Source organism: Lawsonibacter sp. (assembly GCF_022777125.1).
GTDB classification, from domain to species: Bacteria; Bacillota; Clostridia; order Oscillospirales; family Oscillospiraceae; genus Lawsonibacter_A; species Lawsonibacter_A hominis.
This window is the reverse complement of record NZ_JALFGV010000107.1, coordinates 1-13,423: the sequence shown is the minus strand read 5'-3', so window position 1 is coordinate 13,423 and position 13,423 is coordinate 1. Positions and strand designations below refer to the sequence as shown.

Genomic DNA, 13,423 nt, shown 5'->3' with positions numbered 1-13,423 from the left:
GCTCCACGCCGCCCTTGGCGCACATGACGGTCACAGAACCGTCCAGCACGCGCAGGGAGCGCTCCACCTCCACGGTGAAGTCCACGTGGCCCGGGGTGTCGATGATGTTGATCCGGGTCTGGGGGAACTGATCCTTGGTGCCCTTCCAGTAGCAGGTGGTGGCGGCGGAGGTGATGGTGATGCCGCGCTCCTGCTCCTGGGCCATCCAGTCCATGGTGGCGGTGCCGTCATGGGTCTCGCCGATCTTGTAGTTGACGCCGGTATAGTAAAGAATCCGTTCGGTGGTGGTGGTCTTGCCGGCGTCGATGTGGGCCATGATGCCGATGTTGCGGGTATTTTCTAAGCTAACTTTCCTAGGCATACTTTAACTCCTTAATTACCAGCGGTAGTGCGCGAAGGCCTTGTTGGACTCGGCCATCTTATGGGTGTCCTCGCGCTTCTTCACCGCGGAGCCCAGGTTGTTGGCGGCGTCCATGATCTCGCCGGCCAGACGCTCCTTCATGGTCTTCTCGCTGCGGGCGCGGGAGTAATTGGTCAGCCACCGCAGGCCAAGGGTCTGCCGGCGCTCGGGGCGCACCTCGATCGGCACCTGGTAGGTGGCGCCGCCCACGCGGCGGGCCTTGACCTCCAGAGACGGCATGATGTTCTCCAGGGCGGTGGTGAACACGTCCAGGGGGTCCTTCTCGGTCTTCTCCTTGATGATGTCGAAAGCACCGTAGACCACCTTCTGGGCCACGCCCTTCTTGCCGTCCAGCATGATGCTGTTGACCAGCTTGGTCACCAGGACGGAGTTATACAGCGGGTCGGGCAAAACCTCCCGCTTGGGTACGTTTCCTCTTCTGGGCACTTTGCTTCCCTCCTTCATAGTATGATTTCATAGGTACTCGAACGGCCAGGGCCGCCCGTGTAAGACAAGTGCCTGCTTGTCCAGTGCCTCGCGGGAAACGCACCTATACATATAGGTAAGCGCTTCTGCAAGGACAACTGCCTTGCGCTTCCAGCGCAGAAAGTCTTGTAAAATGGGTCCGGACGGCCGTACGCCGCCCCTGGGTGAACTAATTTCCGCGAAATTACTTCTTGCCGGCCTTGGGTCGCTTGGCGCCGTACTTGGAACGGGCCTGCATACGGCCGTTGACGCCCTGGGTGTCCAGCGTGCCGCGGATGATGTGGTAGCGAACGCCGGGCAGGTCCTTGACACGGCCACCGCGGATCATGACCACAGAGTGCTCCTGCAGGTTGTGGCCCACACCGGGAATATAAGCGGTCACTTCGTAGCCGTTGGTCAGACGCACACGGGCGATCTTACGCAGCGCGGAGTTCGGCTTCTTCGGGGTGGAGGTACGAACGGCGGTGCACACACCTCTCTTCTGGGGAGAAGGCAGGTCGGTCTCGCGGTTCTTCAGGGTGTTCAGGCCCTTCTGCATGGCAGGAGAATTGGACTTGTAGGTCGCGGCCTGGCGGCCCTTGCGGACGAGCTGATTGAACGTAGGCATGGTTTTCCTCCTTTCTTCGGTTCTGAATGATATATTTTAACGAAACGGCAGGAAATTATTCCTTGTTCCGCTAAAATCAAGGAAAATGCGGCGGGTTCAGCCCCGCAGCAACGCGCACACGGCGCAGCCCACGGCGATGCCGCAGGCGCGGCCCAGCTCCTTCATGGAGCCGGAGCGGCGGACGGGCACGCCCTTTTCCGCGCACAGGGCCTCCACCGGCTGGGTAATCCGGGGGTCGGCATCCTCCGCCAGGAATACCTGCGCGGCCGTTCCGTCCTGGACGGCCCGCCTGGTCTGCTTTACGCCGACCACTTTGGCCCCCTGCTTCCGTTCCGAGAACATCCGGCACGCCCCCCATCTCTTGATTTGCAAGGGAAAGCGGGCTTTTCGCCTCTCTTTCCCAGCCCCGGCAGGCACACCTGCGCAATTTGGAATTATAACATAGCCCCTATATGAAGTCAAGTTGAAAATGGCTAGAAATCATCAGGGCTTGCGCCCTGCCGACCGTTGAAACTGACGGGGGATGCCGGCCTGCGAAAAAGCCCGGAGAGCGGCGCGCGTGTGCAGCGCCGCTCTCCGGGAAATTGGGGAGGCCCGTTTTCGGTTCAGAAGGGCCCGTAGCCGATCTGGTTTGCAATGACGATCAGGATGAATCCGGCTGCGATGAGACAGGCATAGATCTTCCACGCAAACTTGAACCAGCGGCCGTAATCCATGCCGCACAGGGAGAGCTGCAGCAGGGCGGCGGTGGGCCAGAAGGTGTTGGTGAAGCCGTCTCCGTACTGATAGGCCAGCACCATGACCTGCTGGTTGATCCCCAGCACCTGTCCCAGGGGGCTGAGTATGGGCATCATGACCACGGCTTTGCCGCTGCCCGAAGCCACGAAGAAGTTGAAGCAGGTAACAAAGACGTAGACGATGAGCAGGGTGATCACGGGGCTTTTGCCCTCCAACAGGCCGGACATGCCGTTGATGATGGTGTCGGTGATATTGCCCCTGCTCAGAAGGACGGACACCGCCCGGCTCAGGCCGATGACCATGGTGGGGGCGATCACGCCCGCCATGCCCTTGCCGAACTCGGTGCAGGCGGCGGAGACGTTGATGCGGAAAAGGATCACGCCGATGATGGTCACCGGAAAGTAGATCGCGGTAATCTCCGGCAGGCCCCAGCCCCACCGGAGGGAGCCCGCCACGCTCAGCACGATGGTGGCCAGGAAGAGGAGGATCAGGACGACGCGCTTGCCGCCGAACTCCAGTCCCTCTTCAAACTGCATGGGCGCGGTCTGTTCCTGGAGGTAGTTTGCCCCCATGACGCTGTGCCTGGAGTCCTTTTTGATCTTGACGCAGTAGCGGACCAGGAAGAAGAGCGCGATGAAGTAAAATACCACCAGGCCCACGGCCCGGAGCCCAATGCCCGAATACATGGGCAGTCCCACCAGGGTCTGGGACACGCCGGTGGTATAGGGGTTGACCATACCGCAGGTAAAGCCTACGGCGGTGGAGAGCAGGATCACGGCGGTCCCCACCATCTTGTCATAGCCCAGGGTGATAAACAGAGAGATAATGATGGGGTAGAAGGGATACAGCGCGTCCAGATAGCCGATGACGCCCAGGCCCACGAACAGAGTGAAAAACAGCACGACCATGACCAGGCCCTTGCCATTTGCCTTTTTAATCAGGGCCTGGATACCCGCGGAGAACGCGCCGGTCATCTGGATGACCTGGATGCAGCCGCTGATGAGCAGCACGCAGCCGATGACGTTGGAACTCTCCACAAAGCCCTGGTGCAGAGAGGTGAAGAACCCCAGGAACGACACCGGCGTCTGTTCCACGTAAGCGAAGCTGCCGGGGTCCACCGCGCCGTCCACGCGGGTATAGCTGCCGGCGGGGATCAGGTAGGTCATGACCGTGACCAGCAGCATCAGGATCAGGATGACCGCGTACACGTGGGGCATGCTGAAGCTTTTTTTCTGTTTCAATGTGTTGCCCATCATTTTACCTCCTCAAATAACTCCATGTCATAATCCGTTTTGCCGGTACACACTTCCGGCAGGGCGGGCTTGCGTCCCGGCCGTCCGCGCGGCGCCGCGGCGTTACCGCTGCGCACGGCTTTTGAGCCATTCCACAGCGCAGTTGGCCAAAAGGGCGCTTCCCAAGGGCAGCGCGCTCTCGTCCAGCACCATGTTGGGGTTGTGCAGGGGGTAGCCCTCCGGAGCGCCTGCGCCCAGGAAGGCGTAAAAGCCGGGGACGTGCCGGGTCACGTGGCCAAAGTCCTCCGCCCCCTTCATGGGCGGCACGGGCCTGACGTTCTCCGCGCCCAGCACCTGGGCCGCAAAGGGCACGATCTCTGCGGAGAATCCCGGATCGCAGACCGTGCTGGGCGTCTTGAGCACCCGCACGGAGTAGGTGCCCCGCCACGCCTTGATGTAGTGATCAAGAATTTCGGGAACGCGCTCGATCAGGTGGTCATAGGCCTCTGGGCTGAGGGTGCGGAAGGACACCATGATCTCCGCCGTATCGGGGATGATGTTGGATGCCCGGCCGCCGTTGAGCGCTCCCACCGTCAGGGTGGCGAACGCCTCCGGGTCCACCTCCCGGGGGATGAGCAGGTTCAATGCGGAGCATACCTGGGTGGCGATATTCACAGGGTCCACCGTCTTCTGCGGCTCGGAGGAATGCCCGCCCTTGCCCTGGATGCTGACAATAAAGGTCGCCATGGCGCCGGAGGCCACGCCGGGGGAGTAATTCAGCTTGCCCACCTCCAGCTGGGGCCCCACGTGCAGGGCCATGGCGGCATCCACTCCGGGGTCTTCCAGCAGGCCGTCCTCCACCATGGTGCGGGAACCGTAGCCCATCTCCTCGCCGGGCTGGAACATCAGCTTTACCGTTCCAGGCAGCTGCTCCTCCATATCCTTGAGGATGCGGGCCGCCCCCAGCAGCATGGCGGCGTGGGCGTCATGGCCGCACATATGGGCGGCGCGGCCCTCGGCCGCGAAATCCAGGCCGGTGGTCTCCTCCATGGGCAGGCCGTCCATATCCGCCCGCAGCAGAATACAGGGACCGCCGCGGCCGATCAGGCCCACCACCCCGGTAGCGGCCGGGGCGTCCGGATACCCGGCGAAGACCATCTTCTCCCGGTCCTCCGGTTTATGGACGCCGCAGTCCCTGTGGCAGATCCCCATTTCGCCCAGCCGCTTCTTGACGTAGGCCGCCGTCCGGGGCGTGTAGACCCCCACCTCCGGCATACCGTGCAGGCAGCGCCGGTCGGCAACGATCTGCTCCCGGATGGCGTTTGCTTTTACCAGCATCTCATGCATCTGAACATACGCTCCTTCCCTACCAGCGATTTTTTGTGCTGCAGCGGCTCAGGCCCGGTATACCGTCTCGCCGTTGAGCACAGTCTCCACTATGTTTACTTTGGTGAATTCCGCAGGCTCTGTCTCGAACAGGTCCCGGTCCAACACGGCCAGGTCGGCCAGCTTGCCCAATTCCAGGGTCCCGCGGCAGTCTTCGTCGCCGCTGGCCCAGGCCGCGCCGGAGGTGAACAGGCGCACCGCCTGTTCCACCGAAAGGGCCTGCTCCGGCAGATAGGTCCTGGTACCGGCCCGGTTCTGCCGCGTGACGGCCGCGCGCAGATTGTCCAGCACGTTGAAGGGCTCCACAGGGCAGTCCGACCCGCCGCTGACGCGCAGGCCCAGCTCCTCCATCGCCTTCCAGTTATAACAGTCCTTCGCATGCTCCCCGCCCACCCGCTCGGCGATGATCTCCATGTCCGCGTCGATGAAAATAGGCTGGATATAGGCCTGCAGCCCCAGCTCCTTCATCCGCCGCAGCAGTTCAGGGGTGGTGATCTGGGCGTGGACGACGCCGTGGCGGTGCTCCGGCCACGGGTCTTCCCGCTCCACCCGCTCGACCGCGTCGCATACCTTCTGCAGCGCCAGGTCCCCAATGGCGTGGACCGCCACGTTCATCCGCCGGGAATGAGCCGCTTTGATCCGGTGATAAAGCTCCTGTTCGGTATGGATGGGAATGCCGTGGTTGGCGGTTTCATCGGCATAGCCCGCGATCATTTCAGCGGACCTGGCGCCCAGGGAGCCGTCCTGGAGCAGTTTGCGCGGGCCGGTCCGGAACAGACTCAGCCGGTCCGCCGGATCGCTGCGCACGTCCAGGAAGCGGTCAAACTCCCTGGGGTCCACCAGGCACTGCTCGCAGATCCGCACCGTCAGTCCGCCGCTGCGCTCCATCTCCCGAAACAGCTCCACCATGTGGAGGGGGTCCACACCGGCGATGACCTTCAGGTCGTCGGAGTGGACGCAGGTGATGCCCGCGGCGTTCAGATCCCGCTGGCCCAGCCGGATCAGCTCCCGCACGTAGACGTCGTCCGCCTGGGGCAGCACGTCCATATAGAGGCGTGCGGCGTCTTCCCGCAGGATGCCGTGCGCAAAATCTACCAGCTCCAGCACCTCCGGCGCCACGGCGTCCAGCGCGCGGATGCGCTGTAGCATCACCGAATTGCAGGCCCCGATATGGAGGCAGGCCCGCAGCATGCACACCGGAATGGTGGTGGAGATGCGGTCCAGGTCCTCCCGCGTCACCAGGCGTCCTTCTTCCATCGTCTCCTGATTCCACCCCATACCGATCAGGTAGGCCGGATGGTCCTGCTCGATCCGGGCCCGGCCGCGGGAAACGATCTCCTCAATCGACCTCACCCCAAAGAGCGAAAGATTTTTTTGGATCATGGCATAGTGGAGCATGTGCATATGGGTGTCCGTGAAGCCGGGCAGCACCATGGCCCCCTGTAAGTCCTGCCTTTCATCCCAGTCCCGGGCCAGCGCCTCCTGCACAGAGCCCAAAAACACGATCCTGCCGTTCTCCGTACCGACCGCTTCATAGCGGCGCATCGCACGGTCCATCGAGGTGATCCTTCCGTTATACCAAAGTCTGCGCATAAACCTCTTCCTTTCCACCCGCGGCAAGCTTTCGCCATCTAAACTGTGCAAACCGGATGCCAGCCTTGTCCCGACCGTCGAAAACAGGCCGCCGGAGCAGGGCCGGCGGCCGGGAAACCCCGGGGTACGGTCCTGTCCGGCGGCCTGTTTTTTCCGCCGCCCAGAGAAACGAGCATCCAATTTTAGGTGCAAAAATTTTTGCGGTGCAAAATTTTTTACAGGTCATATTTTTTCAGCTTGTACTTCAAGTTCTGGCGGGAGAGCCCCAGCAGACGGGAGGCCTGGGAGATGGAGCCCGCCTGCTGCATGGCCCGGCGGATCAGCTCCCGCTCGTACCGCTCCATGGCCCGCGCCAGGGAAAAGCTCTCCTCCATCCGAAAGGCCTCCGGGATCTCCGGCGTCTGCTCCAGACCGCCCTGCCGCCCCGACAGGACTTCCTCCATATCTTCCACGGTCAAGCGTTCCCCCCGGGCGGTCGCCATCGCGCCTTCTATGGCATTCTGGAGCTCCCGCACGTTTCCCGGCCAGGAATAACTCCGCAGCATCCGAAGGGCCCGCTCGCTGAGGCCCCGGACATTCCGGCGCATCGTTCGGTTGTAGCGGTCGATAAAACAGCCCGCCAAAGGGGCGATGTCGCACAGCCGTTCCCGCAGGGGCGGAAGCGTCAGGCGGATCACCCCCAGGCGGTAGTACAGATCCTCCCTCAGCCGTCCCTCCTGGATGAGTTTCCGGGGCTTCTCATTCACCGCCGCGACGATCCGCACATCAAAAAGGATGTCCCGGCTCCCGCCCAGGCGGCGCACCTTTTTCTCCTCCAGCACCTTGAGCAGCTTGGCTTGGAGCGCAGGATCCATGGAGTTGATCTCATCCAGGAAGAGCGTGCCGCCGTCCGCCTCCTCCAGGAGCCCCTTCCGGGTGAGCGCCCCCGTGTAACTCCCCTTCTCCGTGCCGAAAAAGAGGCTCTCCAGCAGTGTGGCGGGGATGGCCGCGCAGTTTTGTGAGACAAAGGGACGGCCCGCCCGGTTCCCTTCACTGTGGAGGGACTCTGCCACCAGTTCCTTCCCGGTCCCCGTCTCCCCATAGATGAGCACCGAGGAATCCAGCTTCGCCACGTCCCGGATCCTGCTTTTGAGGGCCATCATGGCGGGGTCCTGCGTCAGGATGCGGTCCAGGGTGGACAGGCCGCCGCTCTCCCCGCCCCGAATGATGCGCTGATCAATGGTATGATACTTGGACGAGTCCACGACACACTCCACCCGCCCATCCACCACCAGGGGAATCGTGGTGGACTCCAGCAGCACCCGTTCCCCCCTCCGGTTGTTGATGTCCTGAAGCACATTATAGCTGGCCGTTCCGTTGCGCAGGGCCTGCAGGATGGTACTGCTTTCCTCGTCCAGCTCCGGGTAAAGCTCCAAAATATGGCGTCCCACCGTATCCTGGGAACACCAATAGCTGTTCAGGGAAATCCGGTGATATTCGATGATTCCCTCCCGATTGACCACTAAAATCCCGTCTGTGTCCTCACAGAGGTGGAGCACCTCGCCGATTTGATCCAGAAAACGCTCCAGCATACCCGTCTTCCCCTTTCCTCGGTCAGAATACAAAAAAATCCGGATTTCTCCAGATTCCATGCATAAAACTTGTTGACTTATGGAAACGCCCATGGTATACTTAAATGCTTTCGTGCGCAGACCGTGCCGATCTCAATTCTTTCCCATTTTGCGTCCAGTTTACCACGCGGCCGGTCAAAGCGCAAGAGATAAAATCCACTTTTTGTCCACGCATCCGGGTGTGCGCATTTTGCCTCCGCACCCTCCTTTGTACGTTTTGACGAAAACGCAGCAGCCGGATACGGGAGAAGACCGGGGCGGCCGGTTTTGTTCCCGCGTCCAGAATAGAAAACGAGGTGTTTTTTCTACGATGATGGTCAAGGACGTCTACTACGGCAAGACCCTCCGAAAGAGCTATGCGCGCCATGAGGAGATCCTGGACATGCCCAACCTGCTGGAGGTGCAGAAGAACTCCTATCAGTGGTTTTTGGACCACGGCCTGCGGGAGGTCTTCAAGGACGTGGCCTCCATCACCGACTACGCCGGGAACCTGGAGCTGTCCTTTATCGACTACTCCATGGACGAGGCTCCCAAGTACGACGTGGAGGAGTGCAAGGCCCGGGACGCCACCTATGCGGCCCCCATCAAGGTGCGGGTGCGCCTGCGCAACAAGGAGACTGAGGAGATCAAGGAACAGGAGATCTTCATGGGGGATTTCCCTCTGATGACCAAGGGCGGCACCTTCGTGATCAACGGCGCCGAGCGCGTCATCGTCTCCCAGATCGTCCGCTCCCCCGGCATCTACTACTCCCGCAACGAGGATAAGGCGGGCAACCTGACCTTTGCCACCACCGTGATCCCCTACCGGGGCGCCTGGCTGGAGTATGAGACCGATCTGAACGACATGTTCTATGTGCGCATCGACAAGAACCGGAAGATCCCGGTGACCTGCCTGATCCGCGCCGTCGGCCCCCGGACCGACGCCGAGATCCTGGAGCTGTTCGGCGAGGACCCCCGTATCGTGGCCACCCTGGAAAAGGACGCCTGCAAGACCTATGAGGAGGCCCTGCTGGAGATCTACCGCAAGCTGCGCCCCGGCGAGCCCCCTACGGTGGACTCCGCCGAGAGCCTTCTGAACGCCCTCTTCTTCGATCCCCGGCGCTACGATCTTTCCGCCGTGGGCCGCTATAAGTTCAACAAAAAGCTGGCCATGTGGCAGCGCCTCTCCGGCCAGAAGCTGGCCATGCCCGTGGTGGACCCCTCCACAGGCGAGATCATCGCCGAGCCCGGCGAGGTCCTCACCCGTGAGCGGGCCCATGAACTGGACGACAAGGGCGTCAACGAGGCGGTCATCGACCTGGACGGCGCCCTGGTCAAGGTCTTCTCCAATCACATGGTGGACATGAGCAAGTTCGTCTCCTTTGACCCCGAAGCGTGCGGCGTCACCGAAAAGGTGCGCTTCCCCGTGCTCCAGGAGCTGCTGTCCAGGTACGAGGGCGAGGAGCTGCAGGAGGCCGTCCGGGACCACCTGGACGATCTGATCCCCAAGCACATCATCGTGGACGACATCATGGCCTCCATCAACTACGTGGGCTGTCTGGCCTACGGCGTCGGCGCCGCCGACGACATCGACCATCTGGGCAACCGCCGCCTGCGCTGCGTGGGCGAGCTGCTGCAGAACCAGTTCCGCATCGGCTTTTCCCGTATGGAGCGCGTCATCCGGGAGCGCATGACCATCCAGGACCTGGACATCGTGACCCCCCAGAGCCTGATCAACATCCGCCCCGTCACCGCCGCCATCAAGGAGTTTTTCGGCTCCTCCCCGCTGAGCCAGTTCATGGACCAGACCAACCCCCTGGCCGAGCTGACCCATAAGCGCCGCATGTCCGCCCTGGGCCCCGGCGGACTGAGCCGGGACCGCGCCTCCTTCGACGTGCGCGACGTCCACTACAGCCACTACGGCCGCCTGTGCCCCATCGAGACCCCCGAAGGCCCCAACATCGGCCTGATCTCCTATCTGGCCTCCTACGCCCGCATCAACCGCTACGGCTTTATCGAGGCTCCCTACCGCAAGGTGGATAAGGCCACCGGCCGCCTGACCGAGCAGGTGGACTATATGACCGCCGACGTGGAGGATCAGTTCATCATCGCCCAGGCCACCGAGCCCGTGGATGAGAACGGCTGCCTGGTCAACACCCGCATCACCTGCCGCCACCGCAACGAGATTATCTCGGTGGACCGGGAGCAGGTGGATTATATCGACGTATCCCCCAAGATGATGTTCTCCATCGCCACCGCCATGATCCCCTTCCTGGAGAACGACGACGCCAACCGCGCCCTGATGGGCGCCAACATGCAGCGTCAGGCCGTGCCCCTGCTGACCACCCAGGCCCCCATCGTGGCCACCGGCCAGGAGCACAAGAACTGCATCGACTCCGAGGTGGCCGTGCTGGCCGAGGCCGACGGCGAGGTCACCCGCGTCTCCGCCGATTATGTGTCGGTCCGCTATCCCGAGCTGGGGGTAAAGGACTACAAGCTCACCAAGTACCTGCGCTCCAACCACGGCACCTGCATCAACCAGCGCCCCATCGTCCGTGTGGGCCAGAAGGTGGAAAAGGGCGAGGTCATCGTGGACGGCCCCTCCACCTGCAACGGTGAGATCGCCCTGGGCAAGAACATCCTGATGGGCTTTATGACCTGGGAGGGCTACAACTACGAGGACGCCATCCTGCTCAATGAGCGTATGGTAAAGGAGGACGTGTTCACCTCCATCCATATCGAGGAATACGAGACCGAGTCTCGGGATACCAAGCTGGGTCCCGAGGAGATCACCCGGGATATCCCCAACGTGGGCGAGGACGCCCTGCAGAACCTGGATGAACGGGGCATCATCCGCGTGGGCGCCGAGGTGCGCGCCGGCGACATCCTGGTGGGCAAGGTCACCCCCAAGGGCGAGACCGACCTGACGGCGGAGGAGCGGCTGCTGCGCGCCATCTTCGGCGAAAAGGCCCGCGAAGTGCGGGACACCTCCCTGAAGGTGCCTCACGGCGAGAGCGGCATCATCGTGGACGTGAAGGTCTTTACCCGCGAGGCGGGCGACGAGCTCTCCCCCGGCGTGAATATGGTGGTCCGGGTCTATATCGCCCAGAAGCGCAAGATCAGCGTGGGCGACAAGATGGCCGGCCGCCACGGCAACAAGGGCGTCGTTTCCCGCATCCTGCCCCAGGAGGATATGCCCTTCCTGCCCGACGGCACTCCCCTGGATATCGTCCTGAACCCCCTGGGCGTGCCCAGCCGTATGAACATCGGCCAGGTACTGGAAGTCCACCTGGGTTATGCCGCCAAGGCCCTGGGCTGGAAGGTGGCCACCCCCGTCTTCAACGGCGCCGACGAGCAGGATATCGAGGACACGCTGAATCTGGCCGGCCTTTCCCCCGACGGCAAGAGCTGGCTCTACGACGGGCGTACCGGCGAGCGGTTCGATAACCGCGTCACCGTGGGCTACGTCTACTTCCTCAAACTCCACCACCTGGTGGACGACAAGATCCACGCCCGCTCCACCGGCCCCTACTCCCTGGTCACCCAGCAGCCGCTGGGCGGCAAGGCCCAGTTCGGCGGCCAGCGCTTCGGCGAGATGGAGGTGTGGGCCCTGGAGGCCTACGGCGCGGCGTACACCCTGCAGGAGATCCTGACCGTCAAGTCCGACGACGTCACCGGCCGCGTGCGCACCTATGAGAGCATCGTAAAGGGCCACAACGTACCCAAGCCCGGCGTGCCCGAGTCCTTCAAGGTTCTGGTCAAGGAGCTTCAGTCCCTGTGTCTGGATATGAAGGTGCTGGATGAAAACGGCAGCGAGATCGAACTCAGGGACGACGACGAGGACAACTACCAGCCCGGCAAGTTCCGGGACGACGACGACGACTTCTACGGCTACAACGCCGGCGGGGAGTCCGACTTCGCCGCCGCGGGCTACACCCTCAAGGAGGGCAGCGACGACGACGACCTGGTCGTGGAGGACGAGGACGGCGACGACGACGCGTTCGACGGAGACGACTTCTCCGACGACGGGGATTTGGAATAAGTAAGGGAGGACGATGAGACTATGAGTTACGCTGAATTCGACGCGATCCAGATCGGTATCGCCTCCCCGGAACAGATCCGCGAGTGGTCCTACGGCGAGGTCAAAAAACCCGAGACCATCAACTACCGCACCCTGAAGCCCGAGCGCGACGGCCTGTTCTGCGAGCGCATCTTCGGGCCCACCAAGGACTGGGAGTGCCACTGCGGCAAGTACAAGAAGATCCGCTACAAGGGCAAGATCTGCGACCGCTGCGGCGTGGAAGTCACCCGGGCCAAGGTGCGCCGGGAGCGCATGGGCCACATCGAGCTGGCCGCCCCCGTGAGCCACATCTGGTATTTCAAGGGCATCCCCTCCCGTATGGGCCTGCTGCTGGACATCAGCCCCCGCATTCTGGAGAAGGTGCTCTACTTCGCCAGCTATATCGTCACCGACCCCGGCTTCTCTCCTCTGGCCAAGAATCAGATCCTCTCCGAGAAGGAATACCGCGATATGCGGGAGAAGTACGAGGACGACTTTGAGGCCGGCATGGGCGCCGAAGCGGTCAAGAAGCTGCTGCAGGACATCGACCTGGAGCAGCTCTCCGCCCAGCTGCGCGCCGAGCTCAAGGATGCCTCCGGCCAAAAGAAGGCCCGCATCGTCAAGCGCCTTGAAGTGGTGGACGCGTTCCGCATCTCCGGCAACAAGCCCGAGTGGATGATCATCGACGTCCTGCCCGTCATCCCGCCGGAGCTGCGCCCCATGGTACAGCTGGACGGCGGCCGCTTCGCCACCAGCGACCTGAACGACCTGTACCGCCGGGTCATCAACCGCAACAACCGCCTCAAGCGTCTCATCCAGCTCAACGCCCCGGACATCATCGTGCGCAACGAAAAGCGCATGCTCCAGGAGGCCGTGGACGCGCTCATCGACAACGGCAGAAGGGGCCGCGCCGTCACCGGCGCCAATAACCGCGCGCTCAAGAGCCTGAGCGATATGCTCAAGGGCAAGCAGGGCCGCTTCCGCCAGAACCTGCTGGGCAAGCGCGTGGACTATTCCGGCCGAAGCGTCATCGTGGTGGGTCCCGAGCTGAAGATCTACCAGTGCGGCCTGCCCAAGGAGATGGCCATCGAGCTCTTCCGCCCCTTCGTCATGAAGAAGCTGGTGGAGGACGGCCTGGCCAACAACATCAAATCCGCCAAGAAGATGGTGGACAAGGGCCGGGCCGAGGTGTGGGATGCGCTGGAGTTCGTCATCAAGGACCACCCCGTCATGCTCAACCGCGCCCCCACCCTGCACCGTCTGGGCATCCAGGCCTTCGAGCCCGTGCTGGTGGAGGGCCGCGCCATCAAGCTCCATCCTCTGGTGTGTACC

9 protein-coding genes and 1 pseudogene are annotated in these 13,423 nt (G+C 62.5%); 2 read left to right on the top strand and 8 right to left on the bottom strand.

Annotated elements, in window-relative coordinates; all coding sequences use genetic code 11:
* From MR825_RS09290 to MR825_RS09255, 8 genes are all read right to left on the bottom strand, one after another.
* A partial coding sequence (locus MR825_RS09290; protein ID WP_287880348.1) for a GTP-binding protein occupies positions 1-361 on the bottom strand: 361 nt, incomplete at its 3' end.
* 15 nt (positions 362-376) lie between these two features.
* A complete protein-coding gene (rpsG, locus tag MR825_RS09285) occupies positions 377-847 on the bottom strand; it encodes a 30S ribosomal protein S7 (RefSeq protein ID WP_186906207.1) in 471 nt (156 codons plus the stop codon).
* Positions 848-1,070: 223 nt separating this feature from the next.
* The gene (gene rpsL, locus MR825_RS09280; RefSeq protein WP_186906208.1) at positions 1,071-1,493 is read right to left on the bottom strand and encodes a 30S ribosomal protein S12; all 423 of its coding nucleotides are present in this window, start codon (positions 1,491-1,493) and stop codon (positions 1,071-1,073) included.
* A gap of 96 nt (positions 1,494-1,589) precedes the next feature.
* Positions 1,590-1,835: a ribosomal L7Ae/L30e/S12e/Gadd45 family protein gene (locus MR825_RS09275; RefSeq protein ID WP_186906209.1), complete on the bottom strand. Its 246-nt coding sequence runs from the start codon at positions 1,833-1,835 to the stop codon at positions 1,590-1,592.
* A 263-nt stretch (positions 1,836-2,098) separates the two neighbouring features.
* Positions 2,099-3,484, bottom strand: coding sequence for a YfcC family protein (locus MR825_RS09270; protein ID WP_256176211.1), 1,386 nt, complete (start codon positions 3,482-3,484; stop codon positions 2,099-2,101).
* Between the two features lie 102 nt (positions 3,485-3,586).
* Positions 3,587-4,810 carry a M20 metallopeptidase family protein gene (locus MR825_RS09265; RefSeq protein ID WP_256176210.1) on the bottom strand — a complete coding sequence of 408 codons (1,224 nt, stop codon included), beginning with the start codon at positions 4,808-4,810 and terminating at the stop codon, positions 3,587-3,589.
* Positions 4,811-4,858: 48 nt separating this feature from the next.
* Positions 4,859-6,442: an amidohydrolase gene (locus tag MR825_RS09260; protein WP_186906212.1), complete on the bottom strand. Its 1,584-nt coding sequence runs from the start codon at positions 6,440-6,442 to the stop codon at positions 4,859-4,861.
* A gap of 215 nt (positions 6,443-6,657) precedes the next feature.
* Positions 6,658-8,013, bottom strand: a complete 1,356-nt coding sequence (locus MR825_RS09255; protein ID WP_186906213.1) for a sigma-54 interaction domain-containing protein — start codon at positions 8,011-8,013, stop codon at positions 6,658-6,660.
* Between the two features lie 352 nt (positions 8,014-8,365).
* Here MR825_RS09255 and rpoB point away from each other — a divergent pair, with 352 nt between their 5' ends.
* Together rpoB and MR825_RS09245 are read left to right on the top strand one after the other, a co-directional pair.
* Entirely contained in the window at positions 8,366-12,073 is a 3,708-nt protein-coding gene (gene rpoB / locus MR825_RS09250; RefSeq protein WP_186906358.1) for a DNA-directed RNA polymerase subunit beta, read from the top strand.
* A 21-nt stretch (positions 12,074-12,094) separates the two neighbouring features.
* Positions 12,095-13,423: pseudogene (locus tag MR825_RS09245) on the top strand (DNA-directed RNA polymerase subunit beta'); the annotation flags it as partial.